We start from the raw sequence: 23,404 nt of genomic DNA, 5'->3' as shown, positions 1-23,404 counted from the left end.
TCGTCATCGGCGTCGGCTCGGCGGTGCTGGGCACCGTGGTCGCCAGGGCGCTGCACGTCGACGACGACGCCGGCGTGGCGGGGGGACCACCCGTCCGAGTGGTCCCCCCGCGGGGTTCCTGTGCGTGGCTAGACTTCAGGTTGGTAGTTCACCTGTGCTCTGCTGCGGCGGGCGCAGGCCTCGGGAGGGTGTTCCCGCACCCTCTCGAGGGGCCGTCCTGCTGGGCGGCGGCTACTCGCAGAAGACCCGCACGGTCGCATCGGGGGAGTCCACCTCCACGGTCACGTCGTCGAGGTGCTCCACGAGCGCCTCCAACTGCTCGGGCTTGAGCTGGGTCAGGTCGATCGGCACGCCCGAGTCGCTGAGTGAGGCATTCGCCTTGACCAGGGCCTGCGGCGGGACCAGCGCCGCCAGCCGTACGCCGGCCCGCAGCAGTTGCAGTGGCACCCGCACGTTGACCCGCGACGGCTCGCCGTTGTCGGTGGCGTCCACCACCACCCGCAGGTACTTCACCTTGCCCTTGGGTCGGGCGTCGAGACCTGCCGCCGCTGGCGCCTGGTCCCGTTCGAGGGCGGCGATGAGCTGCTCCGCCTCCTCGGCCGTGATCTTGCCGGCGGCCAGCATGTCGAGGATGTCCTTGCGTTGTTCGGTCATTCCAACCTCTCCTATCGGATAGCCACGAGCACGGCCGTGGGGCCCTGCTCGATGTCGAAGCGGGCGCCGGGCAGCGCGGAGATGACGCGCCAACCGGCGCCGAGTGCCCGCACCGCACCGATGCGGAACACCAGGCAGGCCGCGATCGCCGCGAGCACGACCAGGACCACGACCGGGAGGAGCAGGAGCACCACCGGGAGCACCGGCACCCAGAAGCGGATGGGTCGGCGGTCCGGACGGTTGACCTTGACGGTCACCAACTGCGGCATCACGGCCGGCCGTCCAGCTCGGCCAACGCCTGCTGGGCGGTGATCTCACCGCGGCGCAACCGGTCGATGACGTCGGCCCGCGACGGCGCCGGGTCGGTCTCGACGAAGTCGAGCATCTGCGTGATCCGGTTGAGCCGTGACTTGATCGTCGGGTAGCTCACCCCGAAGATGCGTTCCATCTCCTTGATCGAACCGTGGCAGCGCACGAACGCCGTGACGAAGACCTGGTCCTCGACGTTGAGCTGAGCCAGTTGCGGCAGCTCGAACTCGCCCTCGATCGCGACGCCGTTGCCCGCCAGGCGCACCCGCTCGACGACGAACGGCTGCCCCCGCGTCAGGCTGGTCAGTTCCTGCCAGTCCATCGCCTGTTCTGTCATACCTAAAGTTTTAGCTTAAGGATCCTCAACTTTCTAGACTTCGATCTTAATTTTCTTAATCTTTGGTGATCGGCCGACGTCCCGTACCTCGATGGTGGTCTGTCCCGGCGTCGCCGGCAGGCCCCGCGCGGCCGGCGTCGCCGACGCCGTACTGGCTCAGGAAGATCCGGTGGTTCGGCGTCGGCGGGCATCAGTAACCCGAGCATCTCGGCCGCGCTCGTCGACCTGCTGGGCAAGCCGATCGCCGAGTCCACGACCCTGTTCATCCCACCGCCGTCTACCCCAGATTCAGTCGCTGTCCAGAGGGGATCAACACACGCTGTCTACTGTGGACTCGTGCGCCGGATGCGTCGCACGGTGACCGCTTCCAGCCTCACGATGGAGTGGAAGATGGACTCGTCGGGCCTGACGCTCGAAGGAATCAGTGTTCATTTCGGTGGGCTCGCCGCGCTGACCGACGTGTCCCTGCGTGTGCCTCCCCGGCGGGTGGTCGGCGTCATCGGCCCGAACGGTGCCGGGAAGAGCACCCTGTTCAACGTCATCTGTGGGCTGCTGCGTCCGGACTCTGGACGACTGCTCATGGACGGGCGGGTCCTGCGACGGCTGCGCCCGCACCAGCTCACCCGTCTCGGCATTGCGCGTACCTTGCAGGATGTCGGTCTCTTCGACGGGCTCAGCGTGTGGGAGAACGTCGTGGCCGGCGCGACGAACCAGGCCAGCGCCGGGTTCGCCACGGCGCTGTTCGGACTACCCGCGAGCGAGCGCGACGAGCGACGACTACGCGATCACGCGCGCGCGGTGCTGGACGAGCTCGACCTCGCGTCGTACGTCGACGCACAGCCCCGGTCCCTGCCGTACGCCATTCGCAAACGGGTGGCGCTGGCCCGGGCGCTGGCCGCGCGTCCACGTCTGTTGCTGCTCGACGAGCCGGCCGGCGGACTGGGTCCGGACGAGGTGCGGGAACTCGGCGCGCTGATCGAAAGCCTCCCCCGTCGGGCGGATCACCCCTGTTCGGTCCTGCTCGTGGAGCACCACATGGACCTGGTAATGGGGGTGTGCGACGACATCGTCGTCCTCAACTTCGGCCAGGTGATCACCTCGGGCGGTCCGGAGCAGGTGGGCAACGATCCGCGCGTCGCCGAGGCGTACCTGGGTGTCGCCGCTGAAAAGGCCGCATGAGCGCCGTATCCCTGTTGTCCGTGCGCGACTTGGTCGCCGGCTACGGTAACGCCGCTCCCGTCCTGCGCTCAGTCAGCTTCGACATCGAACCCGGCAGCATCACCGCAGTCGTCGGCGCCAATGGGGCCGGCAAGACGACCCTGATGCGCGCCCTGTCCGGCCTGATCCGTCCTACCGCGGGCGCGTTGCTGTTCGACGGCGTGGACCTGCGGAAGATGCCGGTGGAACGGCGGGTCCGGTATGGACTCGCACACGTGCCGCAGGGACACGGTGTGGTCGCGGAGCTGACCGTCGACGAGAACCTGCGCCTGGGCGGCCTGTGGCGGCGCGACCGTGCCGACGCCCGCCGGGCGGTCGCTGAGGTCTACGACATGTTCGAGCCTCTGGCCCGCCGGCGGCGGCACGCCGGGCATCAGCTCTCCGGGGGCGAGCGGCAGTTGTTGGCCTTGGGGCGGGCGCTCGTGGGTCGCCCCCGGCTCCTGCTGCTCGACGAGCCCTCCCTCGGCCTCGCGCCGAAGGCGGTTACGCAGACCCTGGCGCTGCTGCGCCGGCTTCGGGACGAATCCGCCGTGGCCGTGGTGCTGGCTGAGCAGAGCCTCCACGGCGCGCTGTCGGTTGCCGACCAGGGCGTCGTCCTGTCGCTGGGGCAGGTGGCGCTCGCGGCACCGGCCACGAGCCTGCGCGACGACGCCCAACTACGCCGGCTGTACCTCGGCTTCTGACCCGCCGGCGCTCAGCGCGCCCAGCCCGGAGAGGGATGTGATGCAACGGTTCGTGTTCCTGACGTTGGACGGCCTGGCCAGGGGGGCGGCCTACGCCGCCTTCGCGCTCGCGCTGGTGCTGATCTGGCGGGCGGCCCGAGTCATCAACTTTGCCCAGGGCGCGATGGCGGTGGCCTGTGTCTACGTCGCGCACAGCGTGACGGGAGCGACCGGGTCGTACTGGGCGGGATTCGCCGCGGCCGTGGTCTCCGGGCTCATCCTGGGCGCGGCGGTGGACTTCTGCGTAATGCGCCTGGCCGGCGGCGCGGCCGAACACCTGAACTCGGTGATCATCGCGCTCGGGCTGGTGCTGATCATTCAGGCGGTGCTCGGGATCGTGTACGGCAACGAGTTCCTGCCGACACCCGCACCGTTCGACCGTACGTCGTTCACGATCGGTGATTTCGTGCTGCTATCCCCATTCGACCTGTTCGTCGTGGCCGCGGTCGTGGCTGTCGTCGCGGCGCTCGCCTGGTTGTTCGGCCGCACCTCGGTCGGGCTGCGGATGCGCGCCGGGGCGTTCGCCCCCGAGGTGTCGCGGCTGCTCGGCGTCAACGTCGGTGGAATGCTCACCCTCGGCTGGGCGCTGGCCGCGAGTCTCGGGGCCATCGCGGGCATGCTCGTCGTCCCGACCGAATTGGCGCTTCACCCCCACGCCATGGACCTGGTATTCGTCGCCTCGTTCACCGCGGCGGTCATCGGTGGGCTGGACAGCCCACCCGGGGTCGTCATCGGAGGGCTGGCGGTCGGCTTGACCCTCTCGTACGTGTCCGGGTACCTCGGCGGCGACCTCACCCCCCTGGCCACCCTGATCCTGCTGCTCGCCGTCCTTCTCCTTCGGCCGCAAGGGCTGATCACCAGCGCCAAGGTGAGGCAGGTGTGAGCGTCCTCGTCGGATCGAGCCCGCTGCGGCGCGCGCTGCTCACGGCTCTGGCCGGTGTGCTGGTGCTTGCCGCCAGCCTGACCCTGGAACCTTTCCGCGGCTTCCAGCTCGCCACCGTCGCCGCGTACCTCTGCGCCACGGCCGGTTTGACCGTCCTCACCGGGCTCAACGGTCAACTCTCCCTGGGGCACGGGGCGCTGATGGCCAGCGGCGCGTACACCGTGGCGCTGGCCCAGGGCGCGCTTGTGGACGGCACCATGGCCCCGGGCTGGATCCTGGTGGTGACGCTGCTCGGCGCGTTGTCGGTCGGCGTCGTCGTCGGGGCCGTCATCGGGCTCGCCGCCGCCCGGTTGCAGGGCCCGCACCTCGCCGGACTCACGCTCGGCGTGGCGGTTGTCGTTCCCTCGCTGGCGACCACGTTCGACGCCGTCCTGGGCGGGGAGCAGGGCCTGCCGGTCGCCGCCCCGGCGCCGCCGCTGGCTCTCGGCCCGGCGTTCCCGTACGAGCGGTGGCAGGTCTGGCTCGCCTGGGCTATCACGCTGCCCGTGCTGCTGCTGCTCACCAACCTCGTGCACTCCCGCCTCGGTCGTGACATGCGGGCCGTACGCGACCACGAGGTCGCCGCCCGCCTCAGTGGGATCGACGTGGCCCGGACCCGCGTGGTGACGTTCACCGTCAGCGCCGGCTGCGCCGCCCTCGGCGGTGGTCTGCTGGCGATCCTGACGCAGGTCGCCTCGCCCGGCTCGTACCCGCTCACGCTCTCCGTGTTCCTGCTCATGGCGGTCGTGATCGGTGGTCTGGGCAGCCTGGCGGGTGCGATCTGGGGAGCGCTGCTCCTGGTCGCACTGCCCGACCTCGCCCGGTCGGTGACGGCCCTGCTGCCGTTCCCGCCGGCCGAGGCGCAGCGGTGGGAGGGCAACCTTCCCACCGCCGCGTTCGGGTTGATGCTCATCACGGTGCTGGCGCTCGCGCCCAGCGGGGTCGCTGGCCTGCAACGCCGGGTCGTGCGGTCCGTGGTCGAGCGGTGGCGGCCGCGTCGGGCGAGGACCCCCTGAACCATCCCTGTCTTCCCGAACACCGGCCGGTGACGGGACGGAGAAAGAGAGCGAACATGTTGTCTGTCAGGCGAATGTCGGCTGTGGCCGTCGCGGCGGTGACGCTGTTTTCAGTGGCTGCCTGTGGCTCGGGCGGATCGGGCGGATCGGGCGGGTCCACCGCTGTGCCCGGGGTGACCGACACCGAGGTGGTGATCGGCACGCACACCCCGTTGACCGGGCCGGCCGCGGCGGGCTACTCCACGATCGCCCCGGCCACCCGCGCGTACTTCGACTACGTCAACGCCAACGGCGGGGTGCACGGCCGCAAGATCACTTACAAGATCATGGACGACGGCTACAACCCCGCGAACACGCAGCAGGTGGTGCGGCAACTGGTCCTGCAGGACCGGGTCTTCGCCATCCTCAACGGTCTGGGCACCCCGACCCACACCTCGGTACTGGACTTCCTCTCCAGCAACCGCGTGCCGGATCTGTTCCCGGCCTCGGGCACCCGTAACTGGGACCAGCCCGCCAAGTATCCGAACACCTTCGCCTTCCAGCCCGACTACGTCGTCGAGGGCAAGATCCTCGGTGCCTACGTCAAGTCCCAGCACCAGGGGCAGAAGGTGTGTTTCCTCGGCCAGGAGGACGACTTCGGCCGCGACAGTCGCGCCGGACTGGAGAAGGTGCTCGGACCGGTGGCCGCCAAGCAGACGTACGTCACCAGCAACACCAACGTCGAGCCGCAGATCGGCGCCTTCAAGCAGCAGGGCTGCCAGGCCGTGGTGCTGGCCACCATCCCGGGTTTCACCGCCCGTTCGCTCAGCGTCGCCAAGCAGCTCAGCTTCACGCCGCGCTTCTACGTGTTCAACACCGGGGGTGACTACCAGACGCTGGCCAAGCAGCTCGGTGCCGACGCGAAGCTCACCGAGGGGCTCGTGGGTCTCAACTACCTCCCGCTCTACACCGACACCGCCGACCCGTGGATCCAGCTCTTCACGAAGATCAATACGGAGTACAACGGTGGCCGGCCATTGGACGGCAACGCGATCTTCGGCATGTCGATCGGCTACCTGTTCGTACAGGAACTGCTCGCCGCCGGCCGGGACCTCACCCGCGAATCGCTGCTCAAGGCGGTCGAGCGGGGCGGCTACCAAGGCCCGGGCCTGGCGCCGTTGCGGCACTCACCGACCGACCACTCCGGCTACGGCGGTGAGCGCCTCACCCGGGTCACCGAAGGGGCGCAGGCATACTTCGGCCCCACCTACCAGACCGATGAGGCGGACGCCCCCGTCACCGAGTACACCGCACCCCGCGCCGTGCCCCCGGCCAACGGTGTTCCGCAGGCCGGCTGAGGAAACATCGACCACATGGGTACGCAATGGACCATGGCGGTGGCGCGCGATGATGTCGTGCGTACCCGCTTCCTCGAAGCGCCTCGGCCGGTGCTCCGCGATGGCGACGTCCTGCTGCGGGCGGACCGTATCGGCCTGACCACCAACAATGTGACCTACGCGTTGACCGGGGACGCGTACCGCTACTGGGATTTCTTCCCCACCGAACCGGGCTGGGGTGTCGTGCCGGCCTGGGGTTTCGCCACGGTCGTCGCGTCCGCCGCGCCCGTGTTGAGCCCCGGAGACCGCGTCTACGGCTTCCTGCCGTGCGCGAGTCACCTGCTGATCCGGCCGGGCGAGGTGGACGCCGGCACCGTCTCCGACCTCAGCCCGCACCGCGCCGGGTTGCCCTCGATCTACAACGTGTACGACCTCGTCGACGACGGGCAGCCGAGCGGGATCTCCGAAGACCTCTGGGTGCTCTACCGCCCGTTGTTCTCCACCGCGTTCCTGCTGGCCGATCAGCTCAGCACGGATCCGGACCACGGCGGCGCGGCAGTGGTGCTGTCCTCGGCATCGAGCAGGACCGCGTACGCGACCGCCTGGCAATTGCGCCGCGACGGGGTCGAGGTCGTCGGCCTCACCGCGGCGAGGAATCTCGCCTTCGTCACCGAGCTGGGCTGCTACGACCGGGTGCTCACGTACGACGACATCGGGAGACTGCGGGCCGATGCCGCGACCCGCTACGTCGACTTCGCCGGCGCCGACACGACGCGTGCCCGGATCCGGCAGCACCTCGGTGAACTTCTGGTCGGGCAGATCGTCGTCGGTCTGACGCACAAGGAGCGGGGTGCCGCCTCTCGGGACGGCGCCGAGGTGTTCTTCGCCCCCAGTCGGCTGTCTAAACGGACGGCCGACTGGGGGGTTGGGGGATTCGAGAAGCGCCTGTCGGACGCGTGGCGGGAGTTCACCGCCTGGGTCGTGGGTCGTACGGACGTGCAGACCCACAGCGGACGCGAGCAGCTGGCACGGGTGTGGCAGGCCGTCGCGTCCGGCGACGTCCCACCGACGACCGGTCAGGTCGTGCTCATTGCTCAGTCCGCCGTCGAACACAGAGGGAACACCGCAGATGGGTAAAGTAATCATCGGGGCGCACCCCGCGTACGGCCACGTCGTCCCCGTGCGGGCGATCGCCGTGGACCTCGTCCGGCGAGGCCACGACGTCACGTTCGTGACCGGTACCGCGTACCGGGACGACATCGAACGCTACGGCCTCAGGTTCGTCCCGCTCTCCGGTGCGGCAGACGTCGATTCGCGGACCCTGCACCAACGGCATCCCGAGCTCCGCGCGTTACCCCGCGAGGAGGCGTTCGACCGGGCGATGTCCCACGTCTTCATCGAGACGCTCGCGGCTCAGCATCACACGATCCAGACCGAGATCGCCAAGGCGGGCGACGGGCCCGTCGTGGTACTTCATGAAAACATGTTCATGGGCATGTGGCCGGCGCTGCTCGGTGCGCCGGTGAACCGACACGTTCCCGTTCTGAGCATCGGTGTCTTGACGATCACCATGACCAGTGTCGACACGGCGCCGTTTCGTACCGGTCTCCCCCCGGACAGCTCCGAGCAGGGCCGGGAGCGTAACCGGGAGCGCAACCGGGTCTTCCAGGAGCGGGGAATTCCGCACACCCAGCGCGGACTCGAGGAGGTACTGCGTGGCCTCGGTGTGACGCGGCGGCCTCCGTTCCTCCTCGACGGGGTGGTGACACTTCCCGACCAGTACCTGCAACTGTGCGTCGAGGCGATCGAGTACCCCCGCAGCGACGCCCCGGCCAGCCTGCGGTTCGTGGGCGCGCTTCCCATCGGGGCCCGTGACGGCCATCATCACCCACTGCCCGAGTGGTGGAACGACGTCATCGCCAGCGATCGGCCGGTGATCGCCGTCTCGCAGGGCACGCAGGCGAACCACGACCTCAGTGAACTGATCGAGCCGACCCTGGAAGCCCTGGCCGACCTCGACGTGCTGGTTGTCGCCACGACCGGGCGGGACGCGGTGCCCACCCAGGTGCCCGCCAACGCGCGCGTGGCGCCGTTCGTCGACTTCGACCTCCTGCTGCCACACGTCGACGTCTTCGTGCAGAACGGCGGTTATGGTGGGGTGCAGCAGTCACTCGCTCATGGCGTGCCGCTCGTGCTGGCCGGGCAGAGCGAGGACAAGACCGAGGCCACCGCCCGCGTGGCCTGGACCGGCGCGGCCATCAACCTGGCGACGTCCCGCCCCGACGTGGCAGCAATTCGGCGGGCGGTGCAGACCGTGCTCGGCGGGTCGCACTACCGCGAGCGCGCCGCCGAGCTGAGCATCGAGTACGCGCGCCACGACGCGCTCGCCGAGATCGCCGCCACCGTCGACCAGTACCTGGCCATCAGTGCGGCGCCCGTGGTTCGGGCCACACCCCATTCGCTGTCGACGGACGGCGTCTGACATCGATTCAGTACGAAAGGCGGCGACCAACGCATCGGCCACCGGCCAGCGTCCGCGGCAGCCACGTACTACCCCGTCCAGGTTGCCCGAGACGGGGGCGACCGAGCGCCGGGGGAGTGTCGTCAGCGTCCCGCGCCGTCGAGAGTCGCGACCTCGCGGACGGCCTGGGCGACGGTCGCGAAGTCCTTCTTGAGGATCGCGCCGTGGTTGCTGGCGACCTTCGCGTGGACCTGGATGGCCGGGTTGCGGGCGGTCACCGCGTCGAGGCTGGCGCGGATACGTTCCTGCTCGTCACCCTTGCTGCCGAGGGACGTTCCCGAGGCGACCACGTACCGCACGGGGACGGTGATGGCGTCGAGCACCGGGCCCAGCTCGCGTTCCCGGGAGAGCCGGCCCAGCTCGATGTTGCTCTCCGCCTGCTGGTCGGCCGTCATGCGCGGGGTCAGGCCGGTCGGACGCAGCAGCGGCGTGAACCAGCCCATGCGCCGGAACAGCTTGCGGATGCGCTGCTCCATGGCCTCGTCCAGCCAGTCGTGCGGGAACGCGCCGTCGACCAGGACCGCGCCGATCGTGCGGTCCGGGTTGCGGTGGGCCCAGTGGGCGCCGACGACAGCGCCGTACGACCAGCCGACCAGCAGAGCCCGCTGCACGCCTCGGGCGGCGAGGACGGCGTCGACGTCCCGCACGGCCGCCTCGAACGAGTAGTCCGCCGAGCGTCCTGATTTCCTGCCGCGGGCCCGCTCGTCGTAGGTGATGTGCCGCCACCCGGCGCCCAGGTCGGTGATGACGTTTCGCCAGTACCCCTGGGTGGCGAACTGGCCGTTGAGGTAGACCACCGGGACGCCCGCACCGCCGGTGTCGGTGACGGCCAGGGCGGTGTCGTCGACCGGCGCCATGCCGCTCCAGGGCGAACGGGTCGGGGAGGGGTTGTTGGTCGTCATGGTCGTACTCCTTTGGGGGTTGGGGGGGTCAGAGGCTGCGGGCGGTGATGTCGCCCGACGAGGTGGTGGCGTGGATGTCGAGGTCGGCGCTGCCGTGGTTGGTCAGGGCGTTGCTCACGCGGCCGTGGTCGGTGCCGGCGTCCAGGGCGGCCGAGACGCCGCTGGCGGCGGCGACCGAGATGTCGCCCGAGCGGGTACGCAGCACGACCCGGCCGCGCGTCGCCTCGCCGACGAGGATGTCGCCCCGGGCGGTGCTGATCTCGGCGGACCCGTTGAGCCGGCCGACCTCGACGGTGCCGTCGATCGCGGTGAGGCGCACGCTCGCCGCCTCGTCGATCTTGATGTGGCGGTACGCGCCGTCCACGGTGACGTCGCCGAGGCGTCCGACGCCGCGCAGCTCGGCGCTGGCGGCCCTGACCTCGACGCGGGAGTCGGTGGGCAGCTGGACGGTGACCTCGACCGAACCGGAGGCCCCCAGGAGCTGCTTGGCGGGGGCGGCGGTCGTGACCCGCAGGACGCCGTCGGCGTATGCGACGGTGGTGTGCTCCGCGGCCCGGGTGTCGCGGCCCCGGCCGGCGTCGGCCGGACGGACCTCGACGGTGGTGTCGGCGCGGTCGGCGGCGATGAGCTGGACGCGCCCGGCGGGGATGTCCAGGACAGCGGAGATGGGGGACGGGGTGGCGAAGCTCTGCACGGCGTTCTCCGATACTCGTTCCGGTGTTTCTGATATCGGAAACGCTACGTTGCTTTCCAGGAGTAGGCAACGTTCTTGTTGCACGGTTCGCGCATAACAGCAGCTAGATTACTCGCAATTGTTGCAATAGCCTGCCGCATAAGGCAACGCTGGGCTCTGCTGCCGTTGCAATTGAATGACGGTGAACGCTATGGTGACGGGGGCGTGACGGCCACGACGAGACCACCACCGAGGAGATCACCGTGCCGGGAGGCAGGCTCACCCAGCAGGAGCGTCAGCAGATCGCATCCGGGCTGGCCGGCAGCCTCCCGTACGCCGAGATCGCCCGACGTCTCGACCGTCCGACCTCGACGGTAACCCGCGAGGTGCTGCGCAACGGCGGCCCGAACGCCTACCGCGCCGACCTGGCGCACCGTGCCACCGAACGCCGCTCCCGTCGGCGCACGCCCGCCGCCCGCACCGCCGAGTCGGTCCCGCAACCGCACGGCCGCGACGCCGACGCCGTCGCCGAGTACGAGGAGACGTTCACCACCGTCCTCACGGCAACGGGCCTGAACAAGATGGGGGCCCGGGTGCTGACCTGCCTGTTCACCACCGACACGGGCAGCCTCACCGCGTCCGAGCTGGCCCAGCGCCTGACGGTCAGCCCGGCGTCCATCTCCAAGGCGATCACCTTCCTGGAGAGTCAGAGTCTCGTGCGCCGGGAGCGAGACGAGCGCCGCCGCGACCGCTACGTCATCGACAACGAACTCTTCTACCAGGCGACGATCGCCAGCGCCCGCGCCAACGACCAACTCGTCGCGACGGCACGTCAGGGCGTCGCCGTCCTCGGCCCAGGCACTCCCGCCGCCGCCCGCCTGGAGAACATCGCCCGCTTCCTCGACTTCATCAGCGAGAGCATCACCCGCGCCGCCGAACGGGCCCGCGATGTCCTGCACGCCAGCGCCGCAGCCAGGCCCTAGCCGTTGTTAACGCTCCGCGGCGTCGCGGTGCCACTGCGGCGGGCGGGGCACCGGCGCGCCGGTGGTCGCGTCGCGCACGACGGCGCGGACGCCGCCGGGCGCGGGCGACACAGATCCGGGGGTACGCGCGGCAGCCGGCGCGGCAGCCTCCACGACGAGCAACACGATGGCGATGGTAGGGCAATCCACCCAGGCTACGCTAATGCCGCATTATTCCCGAACAAGGCGCAAAGGTCGTGCCCACCGCATAGCGTCACGAGAACGCAGACCGTCGCCTACCGGAGAGGACCGGACGTGAGCCGTGTCGAGACTGTGCTCCTGCCGGAGTTGGACGGGCCGGCCTCGCCGAGGCTGCCGAGGGCCCTGGGCCTGTTGAGCCTGGCCCTGGGCGTGGGCGCTCTGGCCGCACCCCGACCTCTCGCGCGACTGACCGGGGTGGACGACTCCCCGGCGGCGCAGGCGGTCATCGGAGCCGTCGGCGCCCGCGAACTGGTGCACGGCGTCGGCCTGCTCACCGGACGCCGCCCCGCCGGCTGGACCTGGACACGGCTGGCCGGTGACGCGCTCGACCTCACCCTGCTGGGCCGGGCGATGGCCGACCGTCGAGGTGAACGACGACGCCGCCTGGCCCTGACCACCGCCGCGATCGCCGGCATCACCGCCCTGGACGTCGCCACCGCCATCGCCACCAGACGGGCGCACCGGGCGCGGGCACGGGTGATCCGGACGGAGATCGCGGTGACGGTCAACCGGTCGCCCGCCGAGGCGTACCGGTTCTGGCGCGACATGGAGAACCTGCCCCGGTTCATGGCGCACCTGGAGTCGGTACGCGCCGACGACCTGCGCCGCTCGCACTGGGTCGCCCGTGGACCGGCCGGTCGCCACGTCGAGTGGGACGCCGAGATCATCGACGATCAGCCGAACAGGTCGATCACCTGGCGATCGCTGCCCGGCAGCCGGGTGGCCAACGCCGGCCGGGTCGCGTTCGTGCCCGCCCCCGGCGACCGCGGCACCGAGGTCCGGGTGCAACTGCGCTACGCGCCGCCGGCCGGCGCGCTCGGGAGGGCGGTGGCGAAGCTCTTCGGCGAGGAGCCCGAGCAGCAGGTCCGCGACGACCTGCGCCGGTTCAAGCAGGTGCTGGAGACCGGCGAGGTGGTCCGCTCCGAGGGCAGCCCGAACGGCATCTCCGTACGCCAACAGGTCATGCAGCGGCCCGCGCAGCCGCTCGCGACGTCCCGACGCTGACCGTTTTTCGAAAGGACGAGGAATGAAGGCCACCGCCTGGATGGGCACCGACACCGTCAAGGTGATCGACGTACCCGATCCGACGATCATGAATGCCAGGGACGCGATCGTCCGGGTCAGCACCACCGCGATCTGCGGCTCCGACCTGCACCTTTACCACGGCTACATCCCCGCCATGCGCAAGGGCGACATCCTCGGCCACGAGTTCATGGGCGAGGTGGTGGAGGTCGGTCCGCAGGTGCGCAACCTCAAACCCGGCGACCGGGTGGTGGTGCCGTTCCCGATCGCCTGCGGGCACTGCTCCTCCTGCCAGCGCGGCCTCTACTCGGTGTGCGAGAACTCCAACCCCAACGCCGGGATCGCCGAGAAGATCATGGGTCACTCGCCGGCCGGCATCTTCGGCTACTCCCACCTACTCGGCGGGTACGCGGGCGGCCAGGCCGAGTACGCGCGGGTGCCGTTCGCCGACGTCGGCCCGCTCAAGGTGCCCGACGAGATCCCCGACGACCAGGCCGTCATGCTCGCCGACGTCTTCCCGACCGGCTACCTGGGCGCCGAGATGTGCGACATCAAACCCGGGCAGGTCATCGCGATCTGGGGCGCGGGACCGGTGGGGCTGCTCGCCGCGGCCAGCGCCCGGCTGCTCGGCGCGGAGCGGGTGATCGTCATCGACCGGTTCCCGTACCGGCTGCGGCTCGCCGCGGAGCACGCCGATGCCGAGACGATCAACTACGAGGACGTCGACGTGCTCGACACCCTCAACGAGATGACCGCCGGCCGGGGACCGGACGCCTGTATCGACGCGGTCGGTCTGGAGGGCCACCACGGCAACACCGCCATGTACGCGTACGACCGGGCCAAGCAGGCCACGCGGACCGAGACGGAACGGCCGTTCGCGCTGCGGGAGGCGATCCTCGCCTGCCGCTCCGGGGGAGTGGTGTCGGTCGTCGGCGCGTACGGCGGTTTCGTCGACAAGTTCCCGATGGGGGCGTTCATGAACCGGTCACTGGTCATGCGGACCGGCCAGTGTCACGTGCAGCGGTACACCCGGCCGCTGCTGGAACGCATCCAGCGCGGCGAGATCGACCCGAGCTTCATCGTCAGCCACCGTATGCCGCTCCGCGACGCCCCGAAGGGCTACAAGATCTTCCAGAAGAAGCAGGACGACTGCACGAAGGTGCTGCTGAAGGCCTGACCGGCCCCCGCCGCGGGACGCCGTTTGTGGTCCGCGGGCTCGGGAACGCGGCTCGTTCGTCCGCCAGCCGGCCTGCGCGCCGGTCCAGGAGACGGAAGGAGCGGGTCATGGAGTACGAGCAGATGATCGCCACCGTACGACAGCGCGGGGGCCTCGGGGAGAACGAAGCGGTCCGATCCGTACAGGCCGTCCTGTCGGTGCTCGGTGAACGACTCGCCGGACAGGAGGCCGACAACCTCGCGGCGCAGCTACCGGACCGGCTGAACGGGTCCGTCACCCGCAACCCGCAGGGCCGTCGGTGGGACGTCGGCGAGTTTCTGAAACACGTCGGCGACCGGGAACAGGTCGCGAACGCGGACGTGGTGCGTCAGCACGCCCAGGTGGTGCTGAACACCGTTGCCGAGGCGCTCGACGACGACGACGACCGGCACGATCTGCTGGCCCAGTTGCCCGGCGGCATCATCGACCTCTTCGGTGTGCCGACACCGCGCGGTTGAGCACGGGTACGCCCCGCCCTCACCGAGGGCGGACTCCGGCCTCCACCGTCAGGGTTCCCGCCGGTCTCAGCCGGGTCCCTGGTGAGGGTGACCGGCGCCGTCGTCATCACCGCCCTGCACAGCGCCTCGGCCGACTCGGGGCCGGTACGGCTGTCGGACCAGTTGACCATCGGTCCGTAGAAGGTCGCCAGACCGGTCTCGCGCCAGAGCTTACAGCCTGCGACGACGCTCGATGTCCCAGGAGATCCACAAAGGATGACCAGCGCGATCGTCTACGGGATCGACCACTCGTGTACCGGCCGGTTGCTGTGCATCAGCTCCACGTAGTGCCGCACCACCTCGCGCAGCGCCTCCGGCCGGTCCAGGTGATCGGCGGACTCCAACCGGTGCAGCGTCTCCACCTGCCAGGTCGCGCCGTTGCGGCTGGTCAGGCAGCGCTGCTCGATGATGCCCAACAGCCGGTCGCGCTCGGTCGGGTCGAGCCCCCACCGGTCCAGGCCGTGGTGCGCCATCGGCAGCAGCCGGCGCAGCACCAACTCGGTGACCGGCAGGTAGCCGAGGCCGGGCCAGAACACCTGCGCGTCGATGCCGTGCCGGGCGCAACTGGTGAAGTTCTCCTCGGCGGCGCTGAACGACATCTGTGACCACAGTGGCCGGTCCGACTCGGCCAGGGCGCGGACCAGCCCGAAGTAGAAGGCGCCGTTGGCGATGGTGTCCAGCACGGTCGGCCCGGCCGGCAGCACCCGGTTCTCCACGCGCAGGTGCGGCCGGCCGCGCGACACGTCGTACACCGGGCGGTTCCACCGGTAGATCGTGCCGTTGTGCAGCCGCAACTCGGCGAGGTTGGGCACCTCGCCGGCCGCGAGGGTCTGCGCCGGGTCCTGCGGGTCGCACACCGGCAGCAGCGCCGGGAAGTAGCGGACGTTCTCCTCGAACAGGTCGAACACGCTGGTGATCCACCGCTCGCCGAACCAGACTCTGGGGCGTACCCCCTGGGCTTTTATCTCTTCCGGCCTGGTGTCGGTGGCCTGCTGGAACAGCGGGATGCGGGTCTCGCGCCGCAGCTCCCGGCCGAAGAACAGCGGCGCGTTCGCGCCGAGCGCCACCTGGATGCCGGCGACCACCTGGGCGGCGTTCCAGTAGTCGGCGAACTGCGCCGGGCTGACCTGAAGGTGGAACTGGGTGCTCGTGCAAGCCGCCTCCGGGGTGATCGTGTCGGCGGTGACCGCCAGGCGCTCCACCCCGCTGATGGCGATCGGCAGGTCCTCACCCCTGGCGGCGAAGATCTGCTCGTTGAGCAGTTTGTAGCGCGGGTTCGCCGAGAGCGTCTCGGCGGTCAGGTGCTCGGGGCGCAACGTTGGCAGAATGCCGATCATGACCATGTGCGCGCCGATCGCTCGCGCCTTCTGCTCGGCGGCGTTGAGGCTGGCCCGCACGTGCTCCTCGAAGTCGGCGGTGCCGGTGCCCGTGAGCCGGCGCGGCGGCACGTTGATCTCGATGTTGAACTGACCCAGCTCCGTCTGGAAACTCGGGTCCTCGATGGCCGCCAACACGTCGGCGTTCCGCATGGCCGGGTTCGACGCCTCGTCGACGAGGTTCAGCTCGATCTCCAGCCCGGTCATCGGCCGGTCGATGTCGAACCGCGACTCCCGCAACATCTCGGCGAAGACGTCCAGGCAGTTGCGCACCTTCTCGCGGTAACGGGCCCGGTCCTCACGACTGAAGGTCCGCACGCCGACGTCTTCGCCCATGGTCACCACCCTGTCACCGCTGGTTCCCCCAAACCTCGCACGGGGCCGGCGGGTGGGGGAAGACCCGAGGGTTCTTTCCTACCCCGTCGTGGGCCGTTCGCCACCCTGATCTTCGAGCGCTGGGCCCGCCGCAGGGGAATCCTCGACGTCGACCACCACCCGGCCCGCGAGCCCGCACCCGTCGGCTGACAGGCGGCCCGGCCAGTGCGCGGGCGCCCATCGGGACAGCTCAGGTCAGCGCGGAGCAGGCCACCACGCCGGCGAGCAGCAACGCGCCCAGGGTCGCCTGCAACAGCAGCGGCGGGCCGAGATGCGACCAGAGCGTCGCGGTACGCGGGGTAAGCAACTGCCCGGTGGTCAGATTGACGATCCGCTCGATACGGGGCGGCAACTCCGGGTCGCGCTGCGCACGAAGGGTGAGCTGCACCTGGTCGGCCGGGTGCAGGGCGCTCTGGGGCAGGTGCCCGTGCAACTCCACCTCGCAGAGCTGACCGGCGGTGTTACGCACGCGTACCGGGGTGACCAGGTACTCCGGGCCCTGCTTCAGCTCCTTCCAGCGCCGGCGGGTGCCACCGCCGCCGAAGGAGAACAGCGTCCGCAGCAGCAGGGCCGGCAGGCGGGCGAACGCGGCCGCGGTGAGCACCGCGACCAGCACCGGCTGGCCCACGCGTATCTCGCGGGTGTAGCCGTCGAGCAGGCGGACCAGCCGCCCGGTGACGATCCGCTCCGCCGGGTGCACGATCCGTCGGGTATCGAGTCCGCTGTCCATCTCCACCACCGAGAGTCCGCTTGTGTTCACTGATCGTATCGACGTCCTCGGTTGAACGACGTGAATGAAACCTGGTCACGGGCTCACGCCCGCGAGGTGACATCCCGGGCGAGGAGGGTAAGCGGGGGGCCGAGCTGGAAAGGGGTCGAGCATGCAGCTGTCCTTCCTGCGCCCGCTCTACGACCGACCCGGGCCGTGGTGCTCGGTGTACCTGGACGCCTCCGCGGACACGGAGGACGCCCACCCCGCGCTGGACCTGCGCTGGCGCGCCCTGGAACGTCGCCTGGTCGAACAGGGGGCGGACGAGGCGAGCGTCGACGCGCTGGACCGGGTGATCCGGGGTCACGACCCGATGGTCGGGGACTACGGTCTGGCGGTCTTCGCGAGCCACGGCCGGGTGGTGCTCTCCGAGTACCTGTCCGCGCCACCGCTGCGCGACCTGGCGAGCTTCGGACCGTTGCCGCACGTCATGCCACTGCTGGCTCAGCGCGGCGAGCAGGTGGCCTGGGTCCGGGTCGTGGCCGATCGCACCGGCGGCGACGCGGTGGCGGTCAGCGCGGGTGGGGTGCCCCGACGGGCGCACGTGGCCGGCCGGGAGAGCTTCCCGCTACGTCGGGTCCAGCCCGGCGGCTGGTCCCAGTCGCGCTACCAGCGGGCCGCCATGGAGGCGTGGCACCAGAATGCCGGCGACGTCACCGCCGCGACCGTGGAGCTGGCCGACCGGGTGGGCGCCGACGTCGTGGTGGTGGCCGGTGACGTCCGGGCCACCGGGATGATCGCCGCCCAGATGCCGGAGCGCTGGCAGGACCCGGTCGTCCGCACGGACGCGGGGTCCCGGGCCGGCGGCGCCGACCAGACGATGCTGGACGACCTCACCGTGCAGACCATCGCGGAGGTCGCCGACCAGCGGATCAGCGCCGCGCTGGACCGGTTCGGCGTGCAGGAGGACGTCGGCGCCGGCCTCGACGCGGTCGTGTCGGCCCTGCAACGCAACCAGGTCGACACCATGCTCATCGTCGACGACCCGTCGGCCAACGGGGAGCTGTGGATCGGCCCCGAGCCGACCGAGATCGCCGTCGACCCGGCCCAGCTGAGCGCGATGTCGGTCGACGACCCGCAGCGGGTACGCGCCGACGCGGCGCTGGTCCGGGCGCTGGTCGGCACCGACGCGGCGTTGACGGTGCTCGGCGCCGACGAGGCGCCCCAGCTCACCGACGGCGTCGGGGCGGTGCTGCGCTACGTCGACGCCGGCACCCCGGGGCGCGGCAATGGCTGAGCGCCGTGTCGCGGACCTGGTGGTCGATCGGCTGCGGGCCTGGCGGGTGCCGCGCGCCTTCGGCTACCCGGGCGCGGCGATCGTCCCGCTGGTCGAGGCGCTGGAGGGCGCCGGGGGCGACCCGGCGTTCATCCCCGCCCGGCACGAGGAGACCGCCTCGTTCATGGCCACCGGGCACGCCAAGTTCACCGGCGGCATCGGGGTCTGCCTCGCCACCCAGGGGCCCAGCGCGGTGCAACTGCTCAACGGCCTCTACGACGCCAAGCTCGACAGCAAACCGGTTGTGGCGATCGTCGGTGAGGACATCACCGGGCCGCTCGGCGGCGCGCACCAGCAGATCGGGCTGAGTCGGCTCTTCGGCGACGTGTGCAACCAGTTCGTCCAGTACGGCCGCAGTCCCCAGTCCGTACCCGCGCTGCTCGACCAGGCGTTCCGCACCGCGGCGGCGACCCGCAGTCCGACCTGCGTGGTGCTGCCCCGGTATCTACAGGAGTCCCTGGTGCCCGATCTGGGCACGCACGCGGCGGGCGTGATCACGGCGACCCCCGGTGAGCCGCTGGCCCGGGTGCTGCCGCACGAGGTGGACCTCGACGCCGCCGCGCAGGTGCTCGGCAATGGTCAGCGCACCGCGATCCTGGTGGGCCAGGGCGGCCGGGGCGCCGCCGCCGAGATCGTCGAGTTGGCCGACCGGCTCGGCGCCGGGGTGGCGACGTCGCTGTTGGGCAAGCCGATCCTGGACGAGCGTCTGCCGTTCCACGCCGGTGTGCTCGGCGAGGTCGGCACACCGGCCGCGGCCGAGCTGATGGGCGGCTGCGACACGCTGCTGCTGGTCGGCACGAACGACCCGTGGACCGACTACTTCCCGATGCCGGACCAGGCCCGTACGGTGCAGATCGACATCGACGGCACCCGCATCGGCAGTCGGTACCCGGCCGACGTGGCGCTGGTCGGTGACGCCACCGAGACGCTGCGGGCCCTGCTGGCTCGGGTGCCCGCCCGGCCCCACCAGCAGTGGCGTGCGACGGTGGAGAGCGCCGTCGACCGCTGGCGTGCGACCGCGGCCGATCGGGCCGCCGCGCCGGCCGAACCGATCAACCCGCAGCTCGTGCTCCAGGAGCTGTCCACGCGGGTGCCGCACGTCGGGTCGGTCGCGGTCGACGTCGGCTCGGTCCTCTACTGGTACGCCCGGCACCTCGTCCTGCCGCCCGGAGTGAACGCGCAGCTGTGCGGCACGCTCGGCTCGATGGGTTGCGCCCTGCCGTACGCGGTGGCCGCCAAGCTCGCCGCGCCCGACGCGCCGGTGGTCGCGCTGCTTGGTGACGGGGCCATGCAGCTCAACGGTCTCGCCGAGCTGATCACGGTGTCGCACCACTGGCAGGAGTGGGCCGACCCACGGTTGGTGGTGCTCGTGCTCAACAACCGTGACCACAACAGCATGGGCGGCGGGCGGGAGCCGTCGGCGGACCCGATGCGTCGTCGCCCCGATGTGCCGTACGCGGGCTGGGCCCGGCTGCTCGGGCTGCACGGTGTCCGGGTCGACCGCCCGGAACTGGTGGGCGCGGCCTGGGACGAGGCGCTCGCCGCGGACCGCCCCTGCGTCCTGGAGGCGGTCGTCGACCCGTCGGTGTCGCTGGCGCCGCCGGAGCCCGCCTTCGCCGACCTGCGTGGCCTGTACGACGAGGGGGAACCGGCCCGGCGCGTCCGCGAGCAGGTCGAGCAGGCCGTGGCCGTGGAGGATCTCGTTTAGGCGCGTGCCGCCAGGGCATCAGTAGCGGCCCGACGACGCTGGAGGTCACATGCCGGAGCCCGCCGACCGTCCGTACGGTCCCGCGCCCCTGCCGCAGCCGCGCGGCCCGTTGTCGGCGGCGGTGGCCGACGCGCTGCGCCGCGCGCCGCACGACCTGCCGCCGGACCTCGGCGTCGACCTCGACCCGGCGGACGCGCTGACCGACGAGGACCTTCAGCTGACCCTGTTCCTCTGCTACGAGCTGCACTACCGGGGGTGGCAGGGCGTCGACGAGGGCTGGGAGTGGCAGCCCACCCTGCTGGCCCTGCGGGCCCGCGCCGAACGACCCTTCGAGGAGGCGCTGCGCCAGCTGGCCGGCGCGCCAGCGGTGCCGGCCGGAGGCGTCGCGGCCGGGCTGGCCGAGCTGGTCGCGGCCGACGACGGGCCACCGCTGGCGGCCACGCTCCAACGGCGCGCCGGCCTCACCCAGTTCCGCGAGTTCGTCGCCCACCGCTCCGTCTACCACCTGCGGGAGGCGGACCCGCACAGCTGGGCGTTGCCGCGCCTCGGCGGCCCCGCCAAGGCCGCCCTCGTGGAGATCCAGACCGACGAGTACGGCAACGGCCGGTTGGACCGGATGCACGCCGAGCTGTTCCGGCGCACGCTTGAGCGGCTGGGCATGGACACCGGCTACGGGGCCCACCTCGACGCGGTGCCCGCCGTGACGCTGGCGACCAACAACCTGATGTCGCTGTTCGGGCTGCACCGACGGCTGCGCGGGGCGCTCCTCGGGCACCTGGCGGCCTTCGAGATGACCTCGTCCCTGCCGAACCGCCGCTACGGCAACGGGCTGCGCCGCCTCGGCCTGGACGAGGTGGCCACCCGCTTCTACGACGAGCACGTGGAGGCCGACGCGGTGCACGAGCAGATCGCCGCGCACGACCTGTGCGGCGGCCTGGTCCGGACCGAGCCGGCGCTCGCCCCCGACGTGCTCTTCGGCGCGGCGGCGGCGCTCGTGGTGGACCGGCTCTTCGCGGGGCACCTGCTGGACAGTTGGGCCGCCGGCCGCAGCTCGCTACGGTCACCCGCCCCGCCGACCCCGCCCGCCCCGCCGACCCCGCCGCCCACCGTCCCGCTCGTCGGCCCAAGCCCGGTGGCCACGGCTGCGGCGACCCCTGCGGCCCCGGTGGCTTCGCTGGAGCCGATCGCGCTCGTCTGATCCGAACGGCTCGCCACGCTCACCGGATCGCCGGCTGTGCCCGCGGGTCAGACCGGTCCACCTTCGTCCTTTGCTCTGCTCCCACCGAGGCGACAGTGACGGGCCGTGAGTGGTGCGTCGGTGGAAGCAGAGCAAAGGGAGCGAGTCTGGTGGGGCCCGGTGGAGGATGCCGAGTTCGTGGTGGGGCGCGACGGCGTCGGCTCACCCCTGGCGGGTGGTGCCCGCCCGGAAGTTGATCGCCTTGTGGGTGCCGTCGCAGAACGGCTTGAGCGCCGACTTGCCGCAGCGGCACAGCGCCACCGTGCCCCGGCGGGCGTCGATCCGCTCGCCGTCCGGGGTCACCAGTTCGAAGTCGCCACGGACGAGCAGCGGACCGTCCTCGTACGGGGTGATCGTGGCGGCGGCGGGCTCGCTGGTGTCGTCGGTGCGCATGGGCCCCGATGTGCCCGCACCAGCCCCGGTGAAACCTGCGCGACCGATCGCCGCTGATGGTCCGCCCACCCCGCTGACCAGCGAATTGTGCCGCCGGGTGGGTGATGCCCCGTTTGAACCCCATCGGGACGGGAAGCCGGGCCGCGTGGTGAGCGAACGAGGCAAGGTGGGGCCGGTGCACAAGGTGCGCAAGGGGCTCACGGCCGATGGCGCCGGTCTGGCCGGTGACCGGGTCGTGGCCCAGAGCAGCGCGGCCCGCGTGCTGGTCGCCGCCACCGCCCGGGCGCTGCGTGGCGTGGACTGCGCCGACCTCGGACACACCGGGCCGACCTCGCGGTTCCCGGCGGCGCCCGAGCCGGTACGCCGGGCCGCGGCGACGCGGGCCGCCGGGCGGGTCGCCCTCACCGCCGACCAGGTCGGTGAGGTGGACGCCGCCCGGGTGGCCCGATGGTTCGTCGACCAGTACCCGCGCCGGAGCTACCCCGGGGTGGTCATCGGCTCGCCGCACGGCGCGGCGGCACACCTCGCGGTGGCCCTCGGCGCGCCGTGGCTGCCCGTCGGCTTCGAGATGACCGCGCACTGGAGCGATGGGGCCGTGGACCGTCCCCGGGAGGCGCTGGAACACGGGCGCGCTCTCGCCGAGCGGCTGCTCGCGGGCAACCCCGACGTGCACGTGCGTCAGGTGCACTGCCCGGCCAGCCGGGGGCCTCTGACCGGCGTGACGGTGTCGCTGGCCACCCGCTGGCGGGCGCTGCCGGCCGCGTACGCGCAGTTCCTGGGCGACCGGCTGAGCGCCGACGCCCCGATCCTGCTGGTGCGTGACGCGCGTACCTGGCCGGTGCTGGAGCGCGGCCCGGGGTACAGCTTCCAGGTCGGCTGCCCGGCCAGCGGGCTGGACCCGGTGGACTTCCACCCCGACAGCCACGCCCTGCGGCAGGTGCTGCGCGCGATGGGCGGGGACGCCGCCCGGTGGGCGCCGCCGGAGGTGTCGGTGCCGTCGGGCGACGCCGAGCACGGCATGGACCCCGGGTTCGAGGAGGCCACGCAGGACTTCGCGGCCCGGCACGGACACCCGCTGCACCGGCTGCTGGTGCCCCGGCCGGCGGCGTTGAGCGCCGGTGTGGCCGACCTCTACCGGCGGTGGCTGCGGGCCGCCGGCAAGACCGGTGACCGGTTGGTGGTCGAATGCGGACGGCTGCTCGATCCGTGGCAGGTGGTACGGGCGGGGCTGGTGCCGTACTGGTGCGAGAACGCCACCCGCCGCAGCGTGGACGAGGCGGAGTGGTGGCTCGCCGGCAGTGAGCCGTTCAGCTCGGTGGACGTCCTGCCCGAGCCGCCCGGCATGCGCTCGCCCGCCCTGGCCGGCCTTCCGCAGTGGTTGGCGGTCGCCGGCTTCGGACGGCGGCGGCGGGCGTTGGACCGGACCTCCGCGCGGGGCTACCCGGTGACGTCCGTGCCGACGTGCCGGGCCACCGAGGTGCTGCGCGCCCAGCCGTACGACCTGCCCGCTCCGCCCCTGCTGGGGGCTGCCGAGGCCCTGTCGGTGCTCCGTGACACCGGCGGTCACCAGGGGTTGCTCGTCTCCTGAGGGGAGGACGCCGAAACTTCCTCGCGAACCCGGGGTCTCGTGATTGAGTACCTACGGAGCGGGAACATCGCTGGCTGCGACGAACTGATCGCGCTGCGTAGCGATGTTGTCGCCCGCTGGCATCCCAGTCACT

At 71.3% G+C, this 23,404-nt stretch carries 24 protein-coding genes; 15 read left to right on the top strand and 9 right to left on the bottom strand.

Features of this window, described 5'->3' with window-relative positions; genetic code table 11:
• Nucleotides 1-231: 231 nt before the first annotated feature.
• Genes ACLQ24_RS08655 through ACLQ24_RS08645 form a run of 3 tightly spaced genes read right to left on the bottom strand, consistent with a single transcriptional unit; the run spans nucleotide 232 to nucleotide 1,300 of the window.
• A complete protein-coding gene (locus ACLQ24_RS08655; RefSeq protein WP_007459636.1) occupies nucleotides 232-654 on the bottom strand; it encodes an SHOCT-like domain-containing protein in 423 nt (140 codons plus the stop codon).
• Nucleotides 655-665: 11 nt separating this feature from the next.
• A complete protein-coding gene (locus tag ACLQ24_RS08650; RefSeq protein WP_425890238.1) occupies nucleotides 666-923 on the bottom strand; it encodes a hypothetical protein in 258 nt (85 codons plus the stop codon).
• Nucleotides 923-1,300: a DUF2089 domain-containing protein gene (locus ACLQ24_RS08645; RefSeq protein ID WP_425890229.1), complete on the bottom strand. Its 378-nt coding sequence runs from the start codon at nucleotides 1,298-1,300 to the stop codon at nucleotides 923-925. Before ACLQ24_RS08645 ends, ACLQ24_RS08650 begins: the two co-directional genes overlap by 1 nt.
• Nucleotides 1,301-1,645: 345 nt before the next feature.
• Here ACLQ24_RS08645 and ACLQ24_RS08640 point away from each other — a divergent pair, with 345 nt between their 5' ends.
• The 7 genes from ACLQ24_RS08640 to ACLQ24_RS08610 all read left to right on the top strand — a co-directional run bounded on the left by ACLQ24_RS08640 (nucleotide 1,646) and on the right by ACLQ24_RS08610 (nucleotide 8,976).
• Complete coding sequence (locus tag ACLQ24_RS08640; RefSeq protein WP_425890236.1) at nucleotides 1,646-2,479, top strand: ABC transporter ATP-binding protein; 834 nt, start codon at nucleotides 1,646-1,648, stop codon at nucleotides 2,477-2,479.
• Entirely contained in the window at nucleotides 2,476-3,201 is a 726-nt protein-coding gene (locus ACLQ24_RS08635; RefSeq protein ID WP_425890227.1) for an ABC transporter ATP-binding protein, read from the top strand. The genes ACLQ24_RS08640 and ACLQ24_RS08635 overlap by 4 nt, the downstream gene beginning before the upstream one ends.
• 40 nt (nucleotides 3,202-3,241) lie before the next feature.
• On the top strand, nucleotides 3,242-4,123 hold the full coding sequence (locus ACLQ24_RS08630) for a branched-chain amino acid ABC transporter permease (protein ID WP_425890225.1): 882 nt from the start codon (nucleotides 3,242-3,244) through the stop codon (nucleotides 4,121-4,123).
• Entirely contained in the window at nucleotides 4,120-5,178 is a 1,059-nt protein-coding gene (locus ACLQ24_RS08625) for a branched-chain amino acid ABC transporter permease (RefSeq protein WP_425890223.1), read from the top strand. Before ACLQ24_RS08630 ends, ACLQ24_RS08625 begins: the two co-directional genes overlap by 4 nt.
• A 74-nt stretch (nucleotides 5,179-5,252) precedes the next feature.
• The gene (locus tag ACLQ24_RS08620) at nucleotides 5,253-6,515 is read left to right on the top strand and encodes an ABC transporter substrate-binding protein (RefSeq protein ID WP_425890221.1); all 1,263 of its coding nucleotides are present in this window, start codon (nucleotides 5,253-5,255) and stop codon (nucleotides 6,513-6,515) included.
• Nucleotides 6,516-6,530: 15 nt separating this feature from the next.
• On the top strand, nucleotides 6,531-7,631 hold the full coding sequence (locus tag ACLQ24_RS08615; RefSeq protein ID WP_425890220.1) for a DUF2855 family protein: 1,101 nt from the start codon (nucleotides 6,531-6,533) through the stop codon (nucleotides 7,629-7,631).
• Nucleotides 7,624-8,976 (top strand): glycosyltransferase, encoded by a 1,353-nt coding sequence (locus ACLQ24_RS08610; RefSeq protein WP_425890218.1) that lies wholly within the window; start codon nucleotides 7,624-7,626, stop codon nucleotides 8,974-8,976. Before ACLQ24_RS08615 ends, ACLQ24_RS08610 begins: the two co-directional genes overlap by 8 nt.
• Before the next feature lie 122 nt (nucleotides 8,977-9,098).
• Here the strand turns inward: ACLQ24_RS08610 and ACLQ24_RS08605 are convergent, their stop codons facing one another.
• Both ACLQ24_RS08605 and ACLQ24_RS08600 read right to left on the bottom strand, forming a co-directional pair.
• A complete protein-coding gene (locus ACLQ24_RS08605; RefSeq protein ID WP_425890216.1) occupies nucleotides 9,099-9,917 on the bottom strand; it encodes an alpha/beta fold hydrolase in 819 nt (272 codons plus the stop codon).
• 28 nt (nucleotides 9,918-9,945) lie between these two features.
• Nucleotides 9,946-10,611, bottom strand: a complete 666-nt coding sequence (locus ACLQ24_RS08600; protein ID WP_425890215.1) for a DUF4097 family beta strand repeat-containing protein — start codon at nucleotides 10,609-10,611, stop codon at nucleotides 9,946-9,948.
• Nucleotides 10,612-10,853: 242 nt separating this feature from the next.
• On the opposite strand from ACLQ24_RS08600, the gene ACLQ24_RS08595 reads away from it, so the two are divergent.
• Complete coding sequence (locus ACLQ24_RS08595; protein ID WP_425890213.1) at nucleotides 10,854-11,573, top strand: helix-turn-helix domain-containing protein; 720 nt, start codon at nucleotides 10,854-10,856, stop codon at nucleotides 11,571-11,573.
• Nucleotides 11,574-11,579: 6 nt separating this feature from the next.
• Here ACLQ24_RS08595 and ACLQ24_RS08590 read toward each other — a convergent pair whose 3' ends face one another.
• Complete coding sequence (locus ACLQ24_RS08590) at nucleotides 11,580-11,738, bottom strand: hypothetical protein (protein WP_425890211.1); 159 nt, start codon at nucleotides 11,736-11,738, stop codon at nucleotides 11,580-11,582.
• Nucleotides 11,739-11,867: 129 nt separating this feature from the next.
• On the opposite strand from ACLQ24_RS08590, the gene ACLQ24_RS08585 reads away from it, so the two are divergent.
• From ACLQ24_RS08585 to ACLQ24_RS08575, 3 genes are all read left to right on the top strand, one after another.
• The gene (locus tag ACLQ24_RS08585) at nucleotides 11,868-12,818 is read left to right on the top strand and encodes an SRPBCC family protein (RefSeq protein WP_425890210.1); all 951 of its coding nucleotides are present in this window, start codon (nucleotides 11,868-11,870) and stop codon (nucleotides 12,816-12,818) included.
• 22 nt (nucleotides 12,819-12,840) lie between these two features.
• Nucleotides 12,841-14,013: a zinc-dependent alcohol dehydrogenase gene (locus tag ACLQ24_RS08580; RefSeq protein WP_425890208.1), complete on the top strand. Its 1,173-nt coding sequence runs from the start codon at nucleotides 12,841-12,843 to the stop codon at nucleotides 14,011-14,013.
• A 107-nt stretch (nucleotides 14,014-14,120) separates the two neighbouring features.
• A complete protein-coding gene (locus ACLQ24_RS08575) occupies nucleotides 14,121-14,510 on the top strand; it encodes a DUF2267 domain-containing protein (RefSeq protein ID WP_425890207.1) in 390 nt (129 codons plus the stop codon).
• A 272-nt stretch (nucleotides 14,511-14,782) separates the two neighbouring features.
• Here ACLQ24_RS08575 and ACLQ24_RS08570 read toward each other — a convergent pair whose 3' ends face one another.
• Together ACLQ24_RS08570 and ACLQ24_RS08565 are read right to left on the bottom strand one after the other, a co-directional pair.
• Nucleotides 14,783-16,261, bottom strand: a complete 1,479-nt coding sequence (locus tag ACLQ24_RS08570; protein ID WP_425890205.1) for a glutamate--cysteine ligase — start codon at nucleotides 16,259-16,261, stop codon at nucleotides 14,783-14,785.
• Between the two features lie 229 nt (nucleotides 16,262-16,490).
• Nucleotides 16,491-17,039 carry a hypothetical protein gene (locus ACLQ24_RS08565; RefSeq protein ID WP_425890234.1) on the bottom strand — a complete coding sequence of 183 codons (549 nt, stop codon included), beginning with the start codon at nucleotides 17,037-17,039 and terminating at the stop codon, nucleotides 16,491-16,493.
• A 142-nt stretch (nucleotides 17,040-17,181) separates the two neighbouring features.
• On the opposite strand from ACLQ24_RS08565, the gene ACLQ24_RS08560 reads away from it, so the two are divergent.
• The 3 genes from ACLQ24_RS08560 to ACLQ24_RS08550 are packed head-to-tail and all read left to right on the top strand — an operon-like array spanning nucleotide 17,182 to nucleotide 21,251.
• Entirely contained in the window at nucleotides 17,182-18,306 is a 1,125-nt protein-coding gene (locus ACLQ24_RS08560) for a Vms1/Ankzf1 family peptidyl-tRNA hydrolase (protein ID WP_425890203.1), read from the top strand.
• The gene (locus ACLQ24_RS08555) at nucleotides 18,299-20,053 is read left to right on the top strand and encodes a thiamine pyrophosphate-binding protein (protein WP_425890201.1); all 1,755 of its coding nucleotides are present in this window, start codon (nucleotides 18,299-18,301) and stop codon (nucleotides 20,051-20,053) included. The genes ACLQ24_RS08560 and ACLQ24_RS08555 overlap by 8 nt, the downstream gene beginning before the upstream one ends.
• 49 nt (nucleotides 20,054-20,102) lie before the next feature.
• Nucleotides 20,103-21,251 (top strand): iron-containing redox enzyme family protein, encoded by a 1,149-nt coding sequence (locus ACLQ24_RS08550; protein ID WP_425890199.1) that lies wholly within the window; start codon nucleotides 20,103-20,105, stop codon nucleotides 21,249-21,251.
• A gap of 201 nt (nucleotides 21,252-21,452) precedes the next feature.
• Here ACLQ24_RS08550 and ACLQ24_RS08545 read toward each other — a convergent pair whose 3' ends face one another.
• Nucleotides 21,453-21,683 carry a CDGSH iron-sulfur domain-containing protein gene (locus ACLQ24_RS08545; RefSeq protein WP_179778912.1) on the bottom strand — a complete coding sequence of 77 codons (231 nt, stop codon included), beginning with the start codon at nucleotides 21,681-21,683 and terminating at the stop codon, nucleotides 21,453-21,455.
• A 184-nt stretch (nucleotides 21,684-21,867) separates the two neighbouring features.
• Here ACLQ24_RS08545 and ACLQ24_RS08540 point away from each other — a divergent pair, with 184 nt between their 5' ends.
• A complete protein-coding gene (locus ACLQ24_RS08540) occupies nucleotides 21,868-23,271 on the top strand; it encodes a hypothetical protein (protein WP_425890233.1) in 1,404 nt (467 codons plus the stop codon).
• The last annotated feature ends 133 nt before the right edge of the window (nucleotides 23,272-23,404 follow it).

Source organism: Micromonospora sp. DT4, from assembly GCF_049841675.1.
In the GTDB taxonomy this organism is placed as follows: Bacteria; Actinomycetota; Actinomycetes; order Mycobacteriales; family Micromonosporaceae; genus Micromonospora.
Note: the sequence above shows the minus strand (reverse complement) of the source record. Positions and strands in the feature narration are given on the sequence as shown.